Raw genomic sequence first — 20181 nt, 5'->3', positions numbered from 1 at the left:
ATGCCTCCCATTCAATTACTGGAAGGCATATTTTATAATTACTTATTGCCTTATTTTGATAATATCTTAGTACCGATTCGTATTATTTTATCTTCTGCTTGAAATTCATCATACGCCAAAAACTCTTGCTTACTTTCTTGTCCATTGGCAATTTTAACTCTGTAAGTTGTGACTTCAAACCCCTTCTGCCCCTCGTATTCTACCACTTGTTTTCCCAACTCAAGGTTAGGGTCTTCTTTAAACGCAGTAGTAGGTTCTATAACCTTTTGATTAGCCCCAACAATCCGAATACCTGTAAGGGCAGGATTACTTTTACCAAAGATATAAATGGTTATCTCATTATTAGAAGCTTCACTTGAAATATAAATATTATTGCTACTAGTATTTTTAAATTTAAAGTCTAGAAGATTGTCCGCAACAGCAGCATCCCGCCCTAAAGGAACATAACTTGGAGGATGAAAATGTGACGTACGTTCTTCAATACCCATATCAGCCAGCAATGCTGCATTATATAGAGTACTACTTACTTGACAGACCCCTCCACCCCAATCCAGTACTAGCTTACCATCAATGAATACAGGAGCTTCTTGATAACCATATTCCGAAAGGCGTTCCCCCACATACTGATTAAAGGAGAATGTTTCGCCAGGTCTTACTAAGATATTATTAATATTCTTAGTAGCTATGGTAATGTTTTTCGATCGATTTTCATTATGTGAATCAAACTGAGTAGTATATACGGATAGTAAACTATCAATTCCAGATAAATCTTGCGATAAAACGGAAGGTGGTAGCTCGTTAACTACCAGTTCAAGTGTAGCAGGAATTTTAGTATTTAATACTGTGCTTAAAGCAGCTAACGTTTTTTCTAAATCAACATTATAACCAGTTCTTTCAGGAAGAATACTAATCTTGGAATTTTGATATAACAGTGAAGAGCTTTGCGGATTACTGTATACAGCATCGGCAATACTTTTTGCAACATCCTGTAATTTCGCTTGATTATATTGTAATGCCAAAGGTATGGTATTCCCATAATGAATTGTACAATATCTTTCTTGCACACGATTCATTATATTTCCCACCCGGCCAACATTATAAGCTTGCTGAGCAAGCTTCTCCGCATCAATGTCTAAATCAATATCTTTAGCCTCGATAGGCCACCTTTTTGTTTTATACGTTAAATAAATCGGAGGGGCGGTAATTTGTTTCTTGAAATTTTCCTTAATTTTTTTTTTTGCTTCTTCAATGGATAGTCCCCCTACTGGAAGATCACCAACTAAAATGCCATCATATATTTTATCCGATATCGTAAATGCCGCATTAGCAGCAAGGAATCCTGTTGAACTAAATAAGGTAATGATACCGAGGAAGAGTGCAATATTTCGCGTACGTTTGTTAACTAAAAAGTTCATCTGTTCATAACTCCATTTCAACTACTGTATCTGCTACAAGAAGAGTAAATACCTTACAAGAATTTACTCATAAAGCTATTCTAATACTATAACATAGATTTATAGAAACTTATTGTATGATGTTAGAAAACACCTACAGATTAGATTATATGTCCAATCAAAAATTCCTCTTTTTATTGCTCACTCTTAAACAAACTAATTTCATTTTGTATTGGTTCCTTAATTTTCGTCTAAGTTTATTTTTTTTAGATCCATTACACAACAGACAATATCCCCGCTCTAGGGATTGCTGCCTTAACAATATAGGTATACTTACCTCTAATTGCTTTGTTTGGTGGATAACTTTGTCATGTTTACCCCAAACGTACCCTACTAATAATGCACTAACGACTACTATCAATAGTAGTAACACTTATGCCCTCCCCCTCTGATAGCACCAAACGGTACCATAAAAGATAACTGTACCCCAAAACACAGGAGGGAACATCTGTTCGCCAACCCACCAAGATGCAAGTATGCTTACTACAAATAACAGGAAACATTCCACATTCCCTAGGCGATGGGCCCAATTACGATGTCCAGACAACTGATCAATATGGACATCTATATAATCATCAAATAATTGGATTGATAAAATGAATAAAACTGAAAATACCATGGCCTTCCAACCCCAAAAGAAAGTTCCTATTATAAATACTAAAATCGATTCTTGCATGCCACTGAGGTGGCTGGGAAATTGCTGTTTTAAATCATGAAACATGCCAATGATATAACTGGCAAAAAATAAAGAAGTACTTACTGAGACATTTAAGCAGACTGCACAGGCCATGAATAGCATGCTATATATCATGGTCCCTTTCCCAATATCTTTTGCAAAATTGTAATTTGTGTCAATCTCTTGGTCCAAAAAATCATCGGCCAGTTTGATTGCAATGGCACAAAATATTACAGAGAAAGTTGTGCCGATGAATTCAAATATTACGGGCGACACAACTCTTCACCTCTTTCAATCCCTGACTTAATAAAGCTGAAATTGGGATAATTGTAGCTTTAGGAAATATACAAGACAGCTTAGTAAGATTATCTTTAGCAAAAGGAATATCTGTCTTATTGGCCAAAATAATGTATGAATTCCGGATGACACCATAATTGTATATTTCATGGTCTATAGTACTAGAACCATTCAGGTATTCTTTAGATATATATGACAAGTCAATAATATGCAAAATAAAATCTGCACATCGCATTAAGCTCAGAGTCTGTGCCATTCCACGACGAACTGCTACCTCATTATGTATTTTTTCACCAATCCCGCAAGTATCAGTGAGCCTAAAATTTACTGCCGTTTTTCCAATTGCAATCTTAAGTACTAATGATTGCAGCGTTTTGGTTTTATGTAATGTATTGCTACATAATTCTCTCCTTGCTTCTTCAACTGAAAAATGCCTACAAGTAATTAAATCATCATAACTTCGAAAGGTTATATCTACTGATTTACTACCGATATAAGAAGCAAAATTGAGCGTAAACATTGTTTTTCCTGAATTTGGACGGCCAACGACAATAAGATCCCTCACTCTTTAACCTCCTTTAAATCATCAGGCTCAATTTGTATTAACTCCTGTCTAGTAATATTACCTTTAGCCATTAGACGTACGGCTTGATGACGAATTGCTTGCTCAATCACATTACGGACCGTCCGAGCATTGCCAAAGTTTTCATCACTGTTACTTTGTTGAAGCAAAAGCTTTAATAAAGCGACTTGGGTATCAGAAGATAATGTATATTGACGTTTTGCACAAATTTGTTCGGCAATATGTAACAATTCTTGTTGGTTATAGTCTGGAAAATCTATATGGATTGGAAAACGAGAACGTAGACCTGGATTTGTTTGCAAGAAATTTTCCATTTCTTTTTGATAACCGGCTAGTATTAGAATAATTTCATTTTTATGGTCTTCCATTGCTTTTACGAAAACATAGAATTAAATATAATTTTAGCTTATGCAATAAAAAAACTATCCTTCTAATTGGAGGGATAGCACTAAAATATTGATATTTTTTTGAATAAAAGAAAAAGCCACAAAAGTGACTTAACGTTTTAAACGATAAAATTCATTCATCTTATTGTCCAATGATTGACTCGCACGGATCGCTTCTGGTGAGTTAATTCCTTTTTTGCTAGCAATATCATGGAGTTTATTACGCAACTGCTCTATTTCTTCCCATAATTCTTTGATTTCTAAATCAGTCATGCCAACGCCTCCCACTTCGTCTAATCATATAATATCTATTAGGAATTAAGCTTGTATGTGATTTATATCAATACATTTCGGGAAGAAGAAAAATAACATTTTTAGTTATTTAAACATTCGTCTAAAAGGAGTTATTTTCCTTTAACCACAATCAAATAACTAACAATTATTTAACATTTACTTCAGAAAATATTTCGCTTTTATTTTGAGTTATGAACTTAGCAAGCCTTATTGTCTCTTGCATGAATAAAAACCATATTTATCCAGTATACTACTATAAATAAAGGGGGATACGAATTATGAAATATACGACTTGTGAAATTTGCGGACATGAACAATATTGTTTTTTACAATTTTGCGAGGAAGAGCAAAAAAACAACTTTCTTATTAAAAACGCAGTATGTACGGATTGTCTTAAAACTGTTTATAAAACCATAACGAATGAGCATCAAATTAATGAGATCCCATTTATTAAGCAGCATGGATAATCGGATTAATTTATCCTAATGTATTTTAGATCAACATGAAATGGCGATTCATCTATCCTTATTTCCTCGTTGGAGAACATGTGTTCCGTTGCTTATAGACTGAAAGAATAAAAAAACAACAATTAATTCCGTTACCACTGTTAGCCTTTTCATCTTTCTATTTATTGCCCCAATGTGACGATAAGAGAATCTGTTAGCAAAACTTAAAAGTCGCCTCACTCAATAAGAGCGAGGCGACTTTTAATATTGCTTTTTATCGCCTGTTTTGACATAAAAAAAAGCACCCCGAAGGATGCCAACTTTACAAATATTTAATTAAGCTTAATTTGCATTTCAGAGTAATCTGCAAACTGAACGAGAAGACCATTAAGCGCTTTTTCAACGTTTTCAAGATTCACAGTCAAAGGATTGTTAGTATTACCTAAATGAAGATCAAATCCAAACATTTGCTTACCATTAACATTATAAGCTTTATTATTATCAATATTAATATTTGATATTACTTTATTTTGAAATAATCTGTGAGCTATCGCTCTAAATAATTCCATATTTGTATTAACAGGCTCTTTCGTAATAAGTTCAACAGAAAATATTCTGTAAGTTTCATCACACGAAGTACACATTTTTAAACACTTCCTTATCTCATTTTATGTATACTTCTATAAAATACTGCATTAATCCTTTAAGACCATACATTTCCCTTTATTAGCTATATCCTTAAGCTCAAATATGATGATTATCTACATTAAAACAATGAAAAGATTTTAGCTTATCAACTGCCAATAACGCCCAACCTATATGTTGCTCCTCAGAATGACCATCAACATCATCTAAACCGCATAAAGCTTCACAACTATATAATAAATCTTGTTTAAATATAACATAATTAGGGATCTTTTGGTCTTTGCTGATATCTTCTAGACGACTAAGTATTACCGCGATTGTGGCATATGATTGTAATCTTTCTTCAACTTTTTTTGTTTTTAAACCACGTATTATTTCTTTTATTCGATCTAAAGCATTTTTAATAATCATATATATCTCCTTTTTTACTAGCTATTTTAAACAGTTATAAAATCTTGTTAGCTCAATATTATTTTATCACACTCAAAATCAAAAAAGTGTATCTAATTTGTCTTCTATCATTATTTACAGTACTACATTCTATTACTCTTTTTAATTATAAACGCATAATAATTATTATTTAATTATTTGTATCAACGACAATCTTGTGGTATTATTTAGGTATAATTCAATCTAGCAAACGAGGAGGCTTTACAATGTCAGATACCAAGAAAAATAACATTCAAACCATCGAGAATTCATGCCCTGTATGTCAAGCACAACAAATCAGAAATGGACAGCCCGTACAAAGTTGTGAAGCATGCAAATATACCACTGAATTCTAAAAGCAAATTTTAAACACACTGATAGTTTAAGAAGTACTACTCCCAAAAGTAGTGCTTCTTTATTTTTAAATTATTATCATCCATTTTCCCATTAGATAACGATCCTGTCCATTTTTATTTCAGCCGGAGCCCGGCTATTTTGTTTCCAAAGATTCACGGTAAACCCTTAACTGAGCTTTTGCTAATACTCGGTTAAAGTTTTCAAGTGCTTTCTGACTTGGTTGATTTGATATAGTCCAGTGGACTTTTACCTCTTTTTTTCTTTCGGGCGATATTGCAGTTTTGTCTTTTCTTTTGATAGTTTCCAAAACTTTCGCCTCCTGTTGTCTGATACAATCCTCTATACAGTTTATGATAGTGTGATTGTCCACTTTACACTTAATTTTTTTAGAATAAGTTGGGTGCATCAATTGGCATTTTGTATCAGCCATCGTGTTAAGCATAGAAAAACAGCACTTTCTACTTATTAGTAGATAATGTGCTGTCTTAATTTAAAACTACATATAATTATTATTAATACTCCACTATTATAAGTTTTTTTTAGATCTAAAGATGTTTTTTAAAAGGAGGTATTTATGATTGCAGCACTTTATATACGTGTTTCCACAGCAGATCAGGCAGAAAAGGGATATTCACTTGAAACTCAGTTATCGGAGAATCGGCAAAAAGCAAGTGAGTTGGGAGCAACAAGATTTGTAGAGTTTATTGATGATGGTTATAGCGGTGAGTATATTGATCGCCCTGCCCTTTCTCAATTACGTGATGGATTAGAAAGAAAAGAATTTGATATGGTTGTTATTTATGATCCTGATCGTTTAGCTAGAAACCTGGCACACCAGCTTATTATTACGGATGAAATAGAAAAGTCAGGAGCAAAATTACTTTTTGTTTCGGTAACTTTTGAGGAATCTCCTGAAGGAAAACTATTTTACTCCATGCGAGGCGCCATATCAGCGTATGAAAAAGAGAAAATTAAAGAACGGACAACTCGCGGTAAAAAAGGCAAAGCTCGCCAAGGTAAACTTGTTAATAATGGTCGCTGTTTTGGATACGACTATGATAAAGTTAATAGCATGTATATTATAAATGAAGCCCAAGCTGCTATTGTACGCCAAATATTTGATTTATGTATAAAAGATAAACTAGGTACCGCCCTCATAAGTAAAAAGTTAAATAATGAGTTTATACCCGCCCCCCGTGGCAATCAGTGGATTGTGTCTAGCATACACCGTATACTAACCAATACAGCCTATAGAGGTGTTATCTATAGTATGAAGCAAAAGTCTACCAAAACAGGTTTTAGCACTCGTAGAATCGAATTACGGCCTGAATCTGATTGGATTCCCATCAAAGTGCCAGCCATTGTTGATGAAATCACCTGGCGCACTGCGCAAAAGCAGCTGCAATCCAACAAGAATTTTGCAAAAAGAAATTTAAAATATGATCATCTTTTAACTGGCTTAGTCTATTGTGCGCGTTGTGGTAAGAAAATGAGCATTAAACATTCTGGAAATAGTAGTGACCCCATCAGCTATTACACTTGTTTAACGCAAGTGAGCACATCCTATATATACTTAGAAAATGATAAATGTACCGCTAGGCGAATCCCTACCCTCATATTGGATGAATTAGTATGGTCTAAGTTATGTGAGCTGGCAGAAAACACTAAACTAATAACTCAATACACACAAGATGCTAGTAATCCAACTGCTACAGCAACTATTAAGAATACTTTAACCAAGTTAAAAGAGACGGAGAAGAAAATAAACACTCAAAAGGAAACTATTTTACGATGGTTTCGACAACATATCATTAATGGCGGCGATGCCGAAAAACAGTTAGATGAAATCAGTAAACAGCTTATTGACATTGAGATCACAAAAAAAAGTCTGGAAAATGAGTTAACTTTTCTTGCACCTCAAACCAGCCTAGCGGATATCGCCATAAATATTAAAAAGCACTTTAAGGATACCCAATACTATAAGGATGATGAGCGGCGGGTTGCAATTCGTGCTGTTCTTGATAAAGTAGTTGTCGAACGAATTGATACTACTTTTGCAAGGAATAGCAAGCCGGAATTTACAGTTAATTTGAAGTTTTTATAAAAGCCATGATACCATATTTTATATGGTATCATGGCTTTTAGGTCTTTGCACTTATGCACTTACCAAAACATCTATAGACTCTTTACCAAAATCCTTTTCACCGCCCCGAGCTAAGGAATATGCCTCATCAATAAATAAAATACCACCATATGCTTTTTTTAATTGTTCCCGTGTTTTTTGAGCAGTGTGCCCGATATATTCACCTACAAGATCCGCTCGTTCAACTTCAATCAGGTGTCCTCGATTTAAAACCCCTATTTCACGAAGAATTTTACCGAGAATTCTAGCAACAGTAGTCTTACCTGTTCCTGGATTTCCTTTAAAAATCATATGTAATACAAGAGGCTCAGTATTTAACTTTTCTTGTGCACGGCGGCGCTGAATTTCAATAAAGGCATAAACTTCCCTTACTAATTTTTTTACTTCAAAGAGTCCAATCAAATTATCTAACTCGAATAAAATCTCCTCTATCCTCTTTTGTCTAGTATCAACCTTGTGATAAGTTGTTTTATTATCCATTTCCTGAAGAGATTTAAATGCTTGGGTAACAGATATCTCACCATTCTCAACGGCTGTTAACACATCTTGCGGCCAAACATAAGACATTCTAACATCACCTCACCGTAGGGCTATAGGTGATATTTATTATACGCAAAAGACAATAAAAGGTGATAAAAAAGCTTAGACTTTTTTATCACCTTTTATTTACTGTTTGTCTATTTTAGTATCGTCTTTCTTTTCATGAAAATTAGCATTGATCGGTCTTAACGGAGTTATTGTTGATATCGCATGTTTATATACCAATTGCTGCTTACCTTCGTTTTCTATAATAACAGTGAAGTTATCAAATCCCCTAACAACACCTCTTAGCTGGAAACCATTGATAAGATAAATAATTACAGGTAAATTATTTTCTTTGCGGATTTGGTTTAGAAAACTATCTTGTAAATTAATAACTTTATTTATCATAGTTAAACCCCTCCGATTATTATTTTATTTGATTATTCTATTTTACTTTGGAATTTTCCTGCAATTTCTCTGTAAATACTTTCCAGCATATCTTGATGATTAGCAAACTTATTAACGTCAAACCATATAATATAAGGCATTTTACGATACCAAGTAAGTTGACGTTTTGCAAAATTTCTCGTTGCCTGTTTAATATTATCAATTGCAATAGGCAAATCAATTTCTTTGTTCAAGTATCTAACAATTTCCTTATAACCGATTCCTTGCATAGCCTGACACTTGATCGAGACTCCACTCTCCAATAAACTAGCAACTTCATCAACCAAGCCCTGTGAAATCATTAAGTCAACTCGTTGATTAATCCTTTCGTATAATAGACTCCTTTCCATTGTGAGTCCAATTACAACAGCATCGTAAAGAAGCTTATGTTCCTCTATGAGCTTCTCTTGTGATACGATGCCGCCACTCAGATAAAATATTTCTAGAGCCCGAATAACACGACGTAAGTCATTCGGATGTAAACGTGCTGCAGCTTCTGGAACTACTTTTGTCAATTCATCATGAAGATATTGATTGCCATGTTCTTTTGCTAATGCATCAAGTTTTGCACGTAAGTTCTCATCGCTTGGTGTGGGGTTAAACTGATAACCTTCAAGTAATGCTTTAACATATAAACCGGTGCCACCTGCTAAAATGGGGATTTTTCCTTGCTGATTTATCATTCGAATATGGCTTGCAGCAATTTCTATAAAATCCACTACACTAAACTCTGCTTGTGGTTCGAGAAAATCTATTAAATGATGAGGAATATTAGATTGCTCTTCAATTGTTGGTTTGGCAGTCCCAATATTCATATTTTTATAAACTAGCATAGAATCCCCAGAAATAATTTCGGTATGTAGTATCTTTGCTAAGTCAATACTGACTTTTGTTTTACCCACAGCAGTTGGTCCAATAACAGCAATCATACGTTCCATAATTTAGTTGTCCACCTTAATAACGCCATATTGAATACTACTATATTTTCCGCCACAAATAGTAGTTACTCCTAAGCGTTCAAATTCATTATTGTGATTTGTCTCTTTTATAACGACTCTTTTTTTTGCCACTCGGCAAGCCTCTGTTAGAGCACTTTCTGCTATAGGTTGGTTATTTGCTAAATAGCGCAGTGGTTTTAGATTGGAGCTACTATGAATCGGTTGGCGAAACATTGGGTCAAAAAAAACAATATCAAAACTATTTGCAGGCAAATTAATAAGATAATCATGACAATGTGTTCGCTGTACCTGAATACGGCGCAACGCCTCAGTAACATCTAGGTTATCATGAGTAAAATTTTGCAAGCCATAATTGGCAATAAAAGCTATTATTGGCGAAGACTCTAAGCCTACAACCTTACCTGTTTGCCCCACTACAAAACTAGCTACTACTGCATCAGTCGCTAGACCTAATGTGCAATCTAACACTGACATACCTGCTGTTAGCATCATGGCTGCAACCATATGGTCATGTTTACCATTTATTATATTTTTTATACGTAATTCCGCCATATTTAAGTGAAAAAAATACTCTCCGCCCAACGTATGGACTACGGGACCATTTTTAGTTACGACAACTATATTATCGATTTGATAGTTGTTTCGTAACGCTATTAAGGAAAATCTCTCCCGAGGAACAAAAGGAATTTGCAATACTGAGGCAATTTGAAGTGCCAATTCTTCTACCGCTTGGGATGGAGATTGTATCGTTGTTACTATTAAGTCCATTCTTTCCACCTATGCTTTATGTTCGCTTAAACATTTTATCTAAATCTTTAGGACTAAAACGGATCATCGCTGGTCTTCCATGAGGACAAGTATAAGGCAAGTTAGTATTACAAAGTTCTCCAATTAAAGCTTGCATCTGTCGCATATTAAGTGATTCTCCTGCTTTAATCGCAGCACGGCAAGAAGCTATTTGCAGACAGCTATGACGCAATTCTTGCGCACTTGGATTGTGCATATTTTGTATGGATTCTAATATTTGCCTTATTGAAGATTCTGTTTCCGATAAGGGAATATCGCTTGGTAATTCTGATAGGCGCATCGTATTAGGCCCTACCAACTCTAGAGTAAATCCTAATTTGTAAAAAGTCTCTTGATACTCCGTAATCGTATTAATTTCAGCATTATCAAAGTCCATGAATAAGGGTACGAGTAATTGTTGGGATGGTATACGATCCTTATATTGACTCATCTTATCATAAAGTATTCGCTCATGGGCTGCATGCTGATCAATGATATATAAACCGTCTGGTCCTTTACTTATAATAAAACAATCATCAACTTGCCCAAGAGGATACAAAGTAAATTGTTCTTCTTGAAATTGATGTAGAATATTTGAATCCTGAGACAGAGGAGTTTCTGGCGCATCTAGAAAAGCCCTTTCCTCCTGTTCTATTATATTTCTCGCTGCTGTCAAGGGAAGTGGCGTCTCTTTCCAAGAGGTTGTTACATGGAAAGGTAAACTATCATAGGAAGGTTTTTTATAATCCTGACTGCCATAGTGATTGGGAGCAGAATGATATGAGTTAGGTCTAAGCTCAACAGTAGCTGCCAGTTGGCTAGGATTATGAGGTGCTGACAATACGTCTACTACTGCTTTATACACAGCTCTGAATATTTTTTGTTCATCGCTGAATTTGATTTCACTTTTTTGCGGATGTACATTTACATCAATTGTATCGGTAAGAACTGAAATATTTAATACAGCCAAGGGGTAACCGCTCTTGGGCAATAAAGAGTGATATGCATTATCTAAGGCTTTCGCTATAGATCGGCTATTAATGACCCTTGTGTTCACAATTACAGTTTGCCACTGCCGACTACTTTTGAGTAATGTTGGCTTGGATAAATAACCCGAAATTTTAATATTATCTACAGTATTATCATAAGCAATGGGTAAGAGATCTGGAGATATTTTTTGCCCATATAAACTAGTTAAAGTATCATGTAGCTGATTATTACCAGGTGTAGATAAAACCAATCGATTGTTATTAATCAGCTTAAAAGCTATATTAGGATTTGATAAGGCTAGTTTCATTAAGATGTCGTGAATATGAGAACTTTCAGTGGAAAGCGTTTTTAAAAACTTTTTACGAGCTGGAGTATTAAAGAATAAATCTTTCACAATAATAGTAGTACCGACATTACCACCTGCCTCACGGATATCCGTAGTAACGCCCCCTGTTACCTCTACATAAGTAGCCATTGGTTGATCATTATGAAGACGTGTGGTTAATGAAAACTTTGATACAGCAGCAATACTAGGAAGAGCTTCACCGCGAAATCCTAAAGAGGAAATGCTTGATAAATCTTCCGCTGCCCTAATCTTACTAGTAGCATGACGTAATATGGCAAGCTGTGCATCTTCATAACTCATACCTATACCATCATCTGTAATACGAATAAAATTAGTCCCACCCTCAGCAATTTCAATTTCAATATTACTGCTCTTGGCATCAATAGAATTTTCGACAAGTTCTTTAACAATAGAAGACGGGCGCTCAACAACTTCTCCAGCCGCTATTTTATTTGCTGTGTTTTCATCTAACACATGGATACGATTTACAGTATTCATAATTTACCAGACTCCTGCTTTGCCTGATTTTGTAAACGATAGAGAATATTAATAGCTTCTATAGGAGTGATTGTCATAATGTCTATTGTTAATAACTCATCTACAGTTGATGAGGTAAATAAAGACATTGGTAGCGTCTCTGGAGTACTCGAGGCTAAGGGATTGTTTTGGGCTTGTAAATGATTTTGTTCTAATTCTAATAAGAGTTCCTGGGCTCTTTTGATCGTCTTTTGCGGTAAGCCAGCTAATTGTGCTACATGAATACCATAACTCTTATCTGCACCACCAGGGATAATACGACGTAAAAAAACGACATCGCTTCCCCGCTCTTTTACAGCTACTGAATAATTCTTGACGGTTTTATTATAATCAGCTAATTCCGTAAGCTCGTGATAGTGTGTGGCAAATAGGGTTTTTGCTTTAATACGCTCTTTAATATATTCGATAACTGCACGGGCAATACTCATACCATCAAAGGTACTCGTTCCTCGCCCAATCTCATCCAAGATAATTAAACTTTGGTTAGTAGCATGCTTAAGAATCTGAGCGACTTCATTCATTTCTACCATAAAAGTACTTTGTCCAGTGGATAAATCATCACTAGCACCTACTCTAGTAAAGATTCGATCTACAGGGCTAATTGTAGCTTCACGGGCGGGAATAAAACTACCTATTTGTGCCATGAGTACCAGTAATGCGACTTGACGCATGTACGTAGATTTTCCTGCCATGTTAGGCCCAGTAATAATCATGATTTCACTGCTATGATGATTGAGTTCACAATCATTGGGTACAAACATTTCCCGCTGCAATAACCGCTCTACAATTGGATGACGTCCGTCTTTTATCGTAATTTCTTTAGTTTGGGTTATTTGCGGTCTGCTATAATTATAACGAAAAGCTACTTCACTTAAGCTAATTATCGCATCCAATTGAGCTAATTGCCTAGCTGTTTCTTGGATCTCCTTAATGTGACTCTTAATATGGTCTCGTATTTTGGAGAATAAATGATATTCAATCGTAACAATCTTTTCTTGAGCACCAAGAATCTTCGTTTCAAATTCCTTTAACTCAGGGGTAATATAACGTTCTGCATTTGCTAACGTTTGTTTTCGTATATAAGTAATTGGTACAGATGCCGTATGAGAATGAGTAACTTCAATATAATAGCCAAAAACTTTGTTATAGCCTACCTTGAGAGATTTAATTCCAGTAGCTTCTCGTTCTCTAGTTTCAATGTTTTGCACAAACTGTTTGCTATCACGAGATAGAGCATGTAATTCATCCAATTCTAAATCATAGCCTTGCTTTATTAACCCGCCCTCACGGACGGAAAAAGGCGGATTATCAACGATAGCCATATCAATCAAAGTCACTAAATCTGTATGGGTATGTAGGTAAAAATGCAAATTACTTAAAAATACAGTACTGGCACTTTGTATATGAGATTTTATTATTGGTAATACGGCTAATGAGGATTTTAATGCCGTTAAATCACGCGCACTTGCCGTGCCAACTTCAATCCGAGTTAAGATACGCTCAAGATCATAAATATTGGCTAAGGCTTCATAAATAGATTGACGTAATGGAGTCTTATCTAATAGTTCAGCAATAGAATCTTGACGCTGTATAATATGGGTAGTATTCAGCAAAGGGTATTCTAACCACTTCTTTAGCAGTCTGCCTCCCATTGCTGTTTTAGTGTAATCTAAAACAGCAAGTAGAGTATCTTTTTTGCCACCATCTCTTACATTGCGTGTTACTTCTAAATTCCGCATACTCGTTGAGTCAATCATTAAGTATTCCGATGCATTATATTTTATCAATCTATTGATATGTGATAAATCTGTTTTTACAGTCTGGTGTAAATAGTAAAGTAAAAAACCTATCGCTGTTAGAGCTATCTCTTGTTGCGGCAAATCATCTTTATTAAAATGTTGTTTTGGCAGTTCGCTAGCTAATTGTAAGTTATCTATTTTTAAAGTCGTGTGTGTGCACTGAGGAATACGATTACTAATAAAGGCATTTAGCTTTTCAACCTCTTCTATTTTACTTGCTAATACTAACTCAGTGGGCATCAGCCGAAATAATTGATCATAAAGGGCAATTAATCGCTGAGATCCAGAAAAAGATGCCCAAAGACATTCCCCAGTCGAAATATCTGTCGCAGCGAGAATGAGTTCCTCATTTTCTTCATAAAGTACTGCAAGGTAATTATTGCTATTGCCGGGTAGAAGATTCTCAGCAATGATTGTTCCCGGGGTAATAATTTTAACTACTTCACGCCTAACAATGCCTTTTGCTTGCTTAGGATCTTCTACTTGTTCGCAGATTGCTACTTTATAACCTTTATTAATTAACTTAGCGATATAGTTATCTGCCGCATGGTAAGGTATTCCACACATGGGAACGCGCTGCCCACCATCTCTTGCTGTAAGTGTAATTTCTAGCTCGCGGGATGCTAATTCTGCATCCGTAAAGAACATTTCATAGAAGTCGCCCATACGAAAAAATAAAATTTCATTCGGATGCCGGCTTTTAATTTCTAAATATTGTTCCATCATGGGGGTATACTTTACTGTCATAAATAGAATCTCCTTTCTAGATTTTAGGAATAACTCTTTTATAAAAGTCCATTATTCCTAAAGTAAACTTTCATTAGTCTACAAGTTGTCCCTTTAAGATCCAAGTTTGTGCCGTATTAATCTTTATATTCACTAACTGGCCAATCTTCTCAGTGCCTTGTTTGTCCCATAGTACAATTTTATTCGTAGTGGTTCGTCCTGTAAGCCTATTTTCATCTCGCGGACTAGCACCTTCTACAATAACAGCTAGTGTTTGACCTACGAGGCGTTGATGAATTGCTAAACTAATCTCATTTTGCGCGTCCATTAATTTTTGCAATCTTTCTTTTTTTGTCGCCAAGGGTACCTGTTCAGACATTGTAGCTGCAGGTGTTCCCGAACGTTTTGAATATAAAAAAGTGTAGGCAGCATCAAAGCCAATTTCTTTGATGAAGGCAAGAGTCTCGTTAAATAATTCCTCTGTTTCACCAGGGAAACCAACAATAATATCTGTGGTAAGGCTTGCATGTGGAATAGCCTTTCGTATTTTTTTTACTAATTCACGATAATAATCTGTTGTATAGCCCCTATTCATTAGTTTTAAAATAGTATCACTACCAGATTGAACAGGCAAGTGAAAATGATCACATATTTTTTTGCTGTTTAATATGGTCTCTATTACTTTGTCATTTATATCACGAGGGTGTGAGGTCATATACCTAACACGTTCTATTGTTTCCACCTTGTCTACTGCTTGGAGTAAATCAGCAAAATCTCCATATTCCTCTGTATCTTTACCATAGGAATTTACATTTTGCCCCAATAATGTGATTTCTTTAAATCCTTCCAATCCCAATTGATGGATTTCTTGTACAATATCCTGCAAAGGACGGCTCCGCTCACGCCCACGCACATAAGGGACAATACAATAAGTACAAAAGTTATTGCAACCATACATAATAGGCACCCAAGCAGAAACTGTTCCCCTTCTTATCGTAGGGACATCAGGTGCTAATTGTTCTGCCTGATCCCAGACTGCTAATACATGCTTTTTCGAATCTTCTACTTCTTTTACAAGATCCACTAATTGATGCACGTTATGTGTGCCAATTATTATATCTATATGAGGCGCTTTTTTAAATAGCTTTTCTCTATCCTTTTGGGCCATGCAACCAGCAATAGCAATAATTAAACTTGGATTGCTTATTTTTAAATTCTTCAATTCTCCAATCTTACCATAGATTTTCTTTTCAGCACTTTCTCGCACACAACAAGTATTAATTAAAATAAAACTAGCTTCTGTTAATTCCTCTGTATATTCGTAACCAATGCTTTTAAGTTGTCCAGCTAACCGTTCAGAATCATGCTGATTCATTTGACAACCGTAAGTATAAGTTGTGAAGAATTTCTGTTTGGAATCCTTTCCTTCTGTTGATGATCTCTGTGTATTATATTGATCGGGTTTTGACATTATATATCAACTCCTGTAAATTCATTATTATATCCTCAATATTATATCTGATATGAGGATGTTTATCAAATAAACAAAAGGTAAACTGTTCATAATGAACAATAAACCATCTAACCATCATTACCTAAAATAAATTTGCGTTCTTCGAAACCAGGGTAGCCCTCTAGTGACCAAACCAATGGATAGTACCTAGCAGCAATTATGCGAATATAATGAAAAACTCCCCAAGCTGTTAAGCTTAGAGAATTTTTTAGCCTTCACCTATACGTAAAAATCTCCACTAAGGCTTCGCATATAGCCAAAGCTATTAAGGTAATTAGGAATAAGATAAAGGCACCATTTATGAAAGGTCCCACAGATGTCAGCTTAGAATCTCCTGCTTTATTTTCCTTACGTATGGGTTGACAGTGACCATCGTGACAAATGCTTTTTGTTGTCATTATACTCATCCCCTTAGTTCTTCGTTCTTGACTTAAAAGGGAATCATCTTTATATGTTTATTATATATTAGTAACGTTAGATTTGTAAATGATAATTACTATCGTTTATGGTTTTATATCATATTTATCAAATCGATCATTTATTACATACAAGAAAACCGTCCTATTGGACGGCCTAATTATTAATCTAAATATTTCTCCCAATTTCCATTCTCATATATTTCAATCCATGCTGATCCATACTTAGCCTGTCCTTCAACAACTTCGCTAATAGCATTATCAACAGTTGACCCATCTGGTAATTCAATACAATGATGCATGTCTTTTTGCTTCTCGTAAGCTACTACCCTAAGTTTCAATTCTGCCACTTAATAGTTCTCCCCCTTTTTCAAATGTTTTAATATGTGCTATTACTTTCGATTTACAATAAAGTTTATCTCGCCTTTCAGTTGTGGTTTTTATATTACCTTTGATAAATAGCTTTACCCTTCACCCTGATTAAATACATATATATTATTTGTTATTTATTACCCTAACTATATAACATTTAAAGAACCTCCCATCTTCCCCCCAGAAAACAACTACAAATATTCTTATGCTGATTAATCTTGATGATCATACACGAGTAAAAAAAGAGACTTACCAGCTTTTAAACTATATAAAATAAAGGAGTGACCTTCAAGAAGGTCACTCCTTTATTTTATCGGTAAATACTCCCGTTATTATTAGTATCCTACAGCTTTTGTTTCGACATTTCTGACTTCTTCTTTATGCAGCATTTTACCAATGTGTTGTGCCAGTTCAACAACACGACAGGAGTATCCCCATTCATTATCATACCATGCAAGAATTTTTGCTTTTCGCTTTTCAATAACCAATGTCGATAGCGCATCTACAATGGCCGAGTGCTTGTTGCCCAAAAAGTCAACGGAAACGAGGGGCTGATCACAGTATTCCATAATACCCATCATAGAACTTTTAGTGGCAGTACGCAAAGCATCATTGATCTTCTCAATGGTTACGTCCTGCTCCAGCTCGACAACTAAATCGACCAAGGATACATTTGGTACTGGAACACGTAGGGAAACTCCGTTTAACTTTCCCTTTAGCTCAGGTATTACAAGGCCAATTGCTTTTGCAGCTCCTGTCGATGTTGGAACTATCGATTGCATACAACTTCTTGATCGGCGCGGATCTTTATGACTATTGTCTAAGCTTCGTTGATCGGTGGTAAATGCATGAACGGTTGACATTAAACCATTGGTAATTCCAAAATTATCATTAATTACTTTGATAATAGGAGCTAAACAGTTTGTCGTACAAGATGCGTTAGATATCACATGATGGACTGTAGGCTGATAAATATTTTCGTTAACTCCCAGAACAATTATAGGAGTGGAGTCATTAGCTGGTGCTGATATGATAACTTTTTTAGCACCATTTCTCAAGTGAACTTCACAATCCTTACTAGAATTAAATTTCCCTGTAGATTCAATAACAATATCGACTCCAAGTTTTCCCCAAGGAAGATTAGCAGGATTGCGGTCGGAAATTATTTTTATAGGATGTCCATCAATTATGATTTCATCTTCAGTTGCTTTAATATCTTTATTAAGTTTGCCATGTATTGAATCATATTCTAAAAGGCGAGCTGATGAGATGCTATCTGACGTGCTATTAACGGCGACAACTTCTATATTCTCATTTTCTAACGCCGCTCTTAAACACATTCTCCCAATGCGCCCAAAACCGTTAATTCCTACTTTTATTGTCATGTTCTGCCTCCCTAAAACAAAGTATACGATTAAGCTACAAGAGTTTTTCCATTATTATTACCCTTTGGGACCCGCCTGAGCAATTCCCTCAGGGATATCTTCCAAAAATCTAGTGAAATTTTCATTGAATAAAGCTGCCAACTCTCTAGCCTGGCGGTCATAGGATACTCCATCGCTCCAGGTATTGCGAGGCTTAAGTATATTTTCTGGCACTCCAGGGCATGTATTGGGTACATAAACATTAAAAATCGGATCTAGATCATAGGAAACATGATTCATGTTCCCTTCAATAGCTGCTGTCACCATGGCTCTAGTATAAGCTAAATTCATTCTTTTTCCTATACCATATGGTCCTCCTGACCACCCAGTATTAATCAAGAAAACATTGGTATTCTGTTGTTCTAACTTTTCTCCCAGCATTTTTGCATAAACCAAAGGAGATAATGGGAGAAAAGGAGCTCCGAAACAAGCAGAAAAAGTTGCTTCTGGTTTGGTAACGCCTCTCTCTGTTCCCGCAAGCTTACTTGTATACCCTGATAAGAAATGGTACATAGCCTGTTCCTTATTTAACTTAGCAATCGGTGGTAATACTCCAAAGGCATCTGCCGTTAGAAATATCACGGTGCTAGGATGCCCTCCCACACCTGGGACCACAACATTATCAATATAATGAACAGGATAGGCGGCACGAGTATTTTCAGTGAAATCTACACTATCATAATTCGCCGCACGACTCTCTTCATCCACAACTACATTCTCCAACACTGTGCCAAAACGAATAGCGTCCCAAATCTGTGGTTCATTTTCCTGGCTCAGTTTAATACACTTAGCATAACATCCGCCCTCAATATTAAAAATACCCTGGTTACTCCAGCCATGTTCATCATCTCCGATCAGACGACGATTATGATCAGCCGACAACGTAGTCTTACCAGTTCCGCTCAGACCAAAAAACAGTGCGGTATCTCCTGTTTCTCCCATATTAGCGGAACAATGCATAGAAAGAATACCTTGTTTAGGTAACAAAAAATTCATGACTGTAAAAATAGCTTTTTTCATTTCACCAGCATAATGAGTTCCCCCAATTAGTATTATCCTCTGCTCAAGGTTCAGGACAATAAAAGCTTCGGAATTTGTACCGTCGATTTCCGGTACCGCTTTAAAGTTAGGCAGGCAAATCACCGTGAAATCAGGCTTTCCCGTTTCCTGCAATGGCTCAGGACGAATAAATAGTTGATGAACGAAAAGGTTTTGCCAAGCAAATTCATTAATAAACTGTACTTTTACCTGATGCTCTTCATCAGCTCCTGCATAGCCACTAAATGTAAATATCTCCCGATTTTGTAAGTATCCCATCATGCGATTATATAGCTGGATAAACTGTTTACCGCTAAAAGCTTTATTGTTGCCCCAGGCAATATCACTATGTACAGCAGGCGAATCCACAATAAACTTATCATTAGGCGAACGTCCAGTATATTTGCCAGTAGTAACCCGCAACGCTCCTGTAGAAGTAAGCTGCCCCTCATTACGGCTAATGGCTTCTTCTACCAGCTGCGTCGGCGGCAGATTATAATATACTTTACTGGCTACCTCTGTAATATCGAGGTAGTTATTTTCTCCTATTCTCTCCATAAGTACCTCCCTATATATTATCTTGGATACATTGTGCA

21 protein-coding genes are annotated in these 20181 nt (G+C 35.7%); 3 read left to right on the top strand and 18 right to left on the bottom strand.

Features of this window, described 5'->3' with window-relative positions; all coding sequences use genetic code 11:
- Positions 1-50: 50 nt before the first annotated feature.
- The 5 genes from UFO1_RS10820 to UFO1_RS24435 all read right to left on the bottom strand — a co-directional run bounded on the left by UFO1_RS10820 (position 51) and on the right by UFO1_RS24435 (position 3669).
- Positions 51-1415, bottom strand: a complete 1365-nt coding sequence (locus tag UFO1_RS10820) for a VanW family protein (protein WP_038670691.1) — start codon at positions 1413-1415, stop codon at positions 51-53.
- 412 nt (positions 1416-1827) lie between these two features.
- On the bottom strand, positions 1828-2406 hold the full coding sequence (locus UFO1_RS10810) for a hypothetical protein (RefSeq protein ID WP_038670689.1): 579 nt from the start codon (positions 2404-2406) through the stop codon (positions 1828-1830).
- Positions 2387-2992, bottom strand: coding sequence for a GTPase domain-containing protein (locus UFO1_RS10805; RefSeq protein ID WP_038670687.1), 606 nt, complete (start codon positions 2990-2992; stop codon positions 2387-2389). Before UFO1_RS10805 ends, UFO1_RS10810 begins: the two co-directional genes overlap by 20 nt.
- Positions 2989-3324 carry an AAA family ATPase gene (locus UFO1_RS10800; protein WP_236639382.1) on the bottom strand — a complete coding sequence of 112 codons (336 nt, stop codon included), beginning with the start codon at positions 3322-3324 and terminating at the stop codon, positions 2989-2991. The genes UFO1_RS10805 and UFO1_RS10800 overlap by 4 nt, the downstream gene beginning before the upstream one ends.
- Before the next feature lie 183 nt (positions 3325-3507).
- The gene (locus UFO1_RS24435) at positions 3508-3669 is read right to left on the bottom strand and encodes an aspartyl-phosphate phosphatase Spo0E family protein (protein WP_071842005.1); all 162 of its coding nucleotides are present in this window, start codon (positions 3667-3669) and stop codon (positions 3508-3510) included.
- A gap of 299 nt (positions 3670-3968) precedes the next feature.
- Here UFO1_RS24435 and UFO1_RS10795 point away from each other — a divergent pair, with 299 nt between their 5' ends.
- Positions 3969-4157 (top strand): hypothetical protein, encoded by a 189-nt coding sequence (locus UFO1_RS10795; RefSeq protein WP_038670683.1) that lies wholly within the window; start codon positions 3969-3971, stop codon positions 4155-4157.
- Positions 4158-4468: 311 nt separating this feature from the next.
- On the opposite strand, the gene UFO1_RS10790 is transcribed toward UFO1_RS10795, so the two are convergent.
- The gene (locus UFO1_RS10790; protein ID WP_038670681.1) at positions 4469-4780 is read right to left on the bottom strand and encodes a hypothetical protein; all 312 of its coding nucleotides are present in this window, start codon (positions 4778-4780) and stop codon (positions 4469-4471) included.
- Positions 4781-4880: 100 nt separating this feature from the next.
- Positions 4881-5192 (bottom strand): hypothetical protein, encoded by a 312-nt coding sequence (locus UFO1_RS10785; protein ID WP_236639381.1) that lies wholly within the window; start codon positions 5190-5192, stop codon positions 4881-4883.
- 245 nt (positions 5193-5437) lie between these two features.
- Between UFO1_RS10785 and UFO1_RS25980 the strand changes: the two genes are divergently transcribed.
- Positions 5438-5566 carry a hypothetical protein gene (locus UFO1_RS25980; RefSeq protein ID WP_256380540.1) on the top strand — a complete coding sequence of 43 codons (129 nt, stop codon included), beginning with the start codon at positions 5438-5440 and terminating at the stop codon, positions 5564-5566.
- Between the two features lie 134 nt (positions 5567-5700).
- On the opposite strand, the gene UFO1_RS25440 is transcribed toward UFO1_RS25980, so the two are convergent.
- Positions 5701-5874 carry a hypothetical protein gene (locus UFO1_RS25440; protein ID WP_173406218.1) on the bottom strand — a complete coding sequence of 58 codons (174 nt, stop codon included), beginning with the start codon at positions 5872-5874 and terminating at the stop codon, positions 5701-5703.
- A gap of 267 nt (positions 5875-6141) precedes the next feature.
- On the opposite strand from UFO1_RS25440, the gene UFO1_RS10780 reads away from it, so the two are divergent.
- A complete protein-coding gene (locus UFO1_RS10780) occupies positions 6142-7671 on the top strand; it encodes a recombinase family protein (RefSeq protein WP_038670678.1) in 1530 nt (509 codons plus the stop codon).
- A 51-nt stretch (positions 7672-7722) separates the two neighbouring features.
- Here the strand turns inward: UFO1_RS10780 and UFO1_RS10775 are convergent, their stop codons facing one another.
- The 10 genes from UFO1_RS10775 to pckA all read right to left on the bottom strand — a co-directional run bounded on the left by UFO1_RS10775 (position 7723) and on the right by pckA (position 20143).
- A complete protein-coding gene (locus tag UFO1_RS10775) occupies positions 7723-8277 on the bottom strand; it encodes an AAA family ATPase (protein WP_038670677.1) in 555 nt (184 codons plus the stop codon).
- A gap of 99 nt (positions 8278-8376) precedes the next feature.
- Positions 8377-8640, bottom strand: a complete 264-nt coding sequence (gene hfq / locus UFO1_RS10770) for an RNA chaperone Hfq (protein WP_038670675.1) — start codon at positions 8638-8640, stop codon at positions 8377-8379.
- Between the two features lie 32 nt (positions 8641-8672).
- Positions 8673-9617 (bottom strand): tRNA (adenosine(37)-N6)-dimethylallyltransferase MiaA, encoded by a 945-nt coding sequence (gene miaA, locus UFO1_RS10765; protein WP_038670673.1) that lies wholly within the window; start codon positions 9615-9617, stop codon positions 8673-8675.
- A 3-nt stretch (positions 9618-9620) separates the two neighbouring features.
- Positions 9621-10406 carry a class I SAM-dependent methyltransferase gene (locus tag UFO1_RS10760; protein WP_038670671.1) on the bottom strand — a complete coding sequence of 262 codons (786 nt, stop codon included), beginning with the start codon at positions 10404-10406 and terminating at the stop codon, positions 9621-9623.
- A gap of 16 nt (positions 10407-10422) precedes the next feature.
- Positions 10423-12258, bottom strand: coding sequence for a DNA mismatch repair endonuclease MutL (gene mutL, locus UFO1_RS10755; protein ID WP_038670669.1), 1836 nt, complete (start codon positions 12256-12258; stop codon positions 10423-10425).
- The gene (mutS, locus tag UFO1_RS10750; protein ID WP_038670667.1) at positions 12255-14843 is read right to left on the bottom strand and encodes a DNA mismatch repair protein MutS; all 2589 of its coding nucleotides are present in this window, start codon (positions 14841-14843) and stop codon (positions 12255-12257) included. The genes mutL and mutS overlap by 4 nt, the downstream gene beginning before the upstream one ends.
- A gap of 73 nt (positions 14844-14916) precedes the next feature.
- Entirely contained in the window at positions 14917-16293 is a 1377-nt protein-coding gene (gene miaB, locus UFO1_RS10745) for a tRNA (N6-isopentenyl adenosine(37)-C2)-methylthiotransferase MiaB (RefSeq protein WP_038670665.1), read from the bottom strand.
- A 622-nt stretch (positions 16294-16915) separates the two neighbouring features.
- Positions 16916-17101 (bottom strand): hypothetical protein, encoded by a 186-nt coding sequence (locus UFO1_RS10735; RefSeq protein ID WP_038670662.1) that lies wholly within the window; start codon positions 17099-17101, stop codon positions 16916-16918.
- A 357-nt stretch (positions 17102-17458) separates the two neighbouring features.
- The gene (gap, locus tag UFO1_RS10730; protein ID WP_038670660.1) at positions 17459-18508 is read right to left on the bottom strand and encodes a type I glyceraldehyde-3-phosphate dehydrogenase; all 1050 of its coding nucleotides are present in this window, start codon (positions 18506-18508) and stop codon (positions 17459-17461) included.
- Positions 18509-18565: 57 nt separating this feature from the next.
- Positions 18566-20143 carry a phosphoenolpyruvate carboxykinase (ATP) gene (gene pckA / locus UFO1_RS10725; protein WP_038670659.1) on the bottom strand — a complete coding sequence of 526 codons (1578 nt, stop codon included), beginning with the start codon at positions 20141-20143 and terminating at the stop codon, positions 18566-18568.
- Positions 20144-20181: the final 38 nt, after the last annotated feature.

It is taken from the genome of Pelosinus sp. UFO1 (assembly GCF_000725345.1).
GTDB lineage: Bacteria > Bacillota > Negativicutes > DSM-13327 > DSM-13327 > Pelosinus.
The sequence above is the reverse complement of the archived record's forward strand: the minus strand, read 5'-3'. Positions and strand labels throughout refer to the sequence as shown.

Bases quoted from the DNA above. Each gene is read 5' to 3' on its own strand.
- UFO1_RS10780 (WP_038670678.1), top strand. From the start codon at position 6,142: ATGATTGCAGCACTTTATATACGTGTTTCCACAGCAGATCAGGCAGAA.
- UFO1_RS10820 (WP_038670691.1), bottom strand. From the start codon at position 1,415: ATGAACTTTTTAGTTAACAAACGTACGCGAAATATTGCACTCTTCCTC.
- UFO1_RS10790 (WP_038670681.1), bottom strand. From the start codon at position 4,780: ATGTGTACTTCGTGTGATGAAACTTACAGAATATTTTCTGTTGAACTT.
- UFO1_RS10800 (WP_236639382.1), bottom strand. From the start codon at position 3,324: ATGGAAAATTTCTTGCAAACAAATCCAGGTCTACGTTCTCGTTTTCCA.
- UFO1_RS24435 (WP_071842005.1), bottom strand. From the start codon at position 3,669: ATGACTGATTTAGAAATCAAAGAATTATGGGAAGAAATAGAGCAGTTG.
- UFO1_RS10785 (WP_236639381.1), bottom strand. From the start codon at position 5,192: ATGATTATTAAAAATGCTTTAGATCGAATAAAAGAAATAATACGTGGT.
- UFO1_RS10775 (WP_038670677.1), bottom strand. From the start codon at position 8,277: ATGTCTTATGTTTGGCCGCAAGATGTGTTAACAGCCGTTGAGAATGGT.
- miaB (WP_038670665.1), bottom strand. From the start codon at position 16,293: ATGTCAAAACCCGATCAATATAATACACAGAGATCATCAACAGAAGGA.
- UFO1_RS10795 (WP_038670683.1), top strand. From the start codon at position 3,969: ATGAAATATACGACTTGTGAAATTTGCGGACATGAACAATATTGTTTT.
- hfq (WP_038670675.1), bottom strand. From the start codon at position 8,640: ATGATAAATAAAGTTATTAATTTACAAGATAGTTTTCTAAACCAAATC.
- pckA (WP_038670659.1), bottom strand. From the start codon at position 20,143: ATGGAGAGAATAGGAGAAAATAACTACCTCGATATTACAGAGGTAGCC.
- UFO1_RS25980 (WP_256380540.1), top strand. From the start codon at position 5,438: ATGTCAGATACCAAGAAAAATAACATTCAAACCATCGAGAATTCATGC.
- UFO1_RS10760 (WP_038670671.1), bottom strand. From the start codon at position 10,406: ATGGACTTAATAGTAACAACGATACAATCTCCATCCCAAGCGGTAGAA.
- mutL (WP_038670669.1), bottom strand. From the start codon at position 12,258: ATGAATACTGTAAATCGTATCCATGTGTTAGATGAAAACACAGCAAAT.
- gap (WP_038670660.1), bottom strand. From the start codon at position 18,508: ATGACAATAAAAGTAGGAATTAACGGTTTTGGGCGCATTGGGAGAATG.
- miaA (WP_038670673.1), bottom strand. From the start codon at position 9,617: ATGGAACGTATGATTGCTGTTATTGGACCAACTGCTGTGGGTAAAACA.
- mutS (WP_038670667.1), bottom strand. From the start codon at position 14,843: ATGACAGTAAAGTATACCCCCATGATGGAACAATATTTAGAAATTAAA.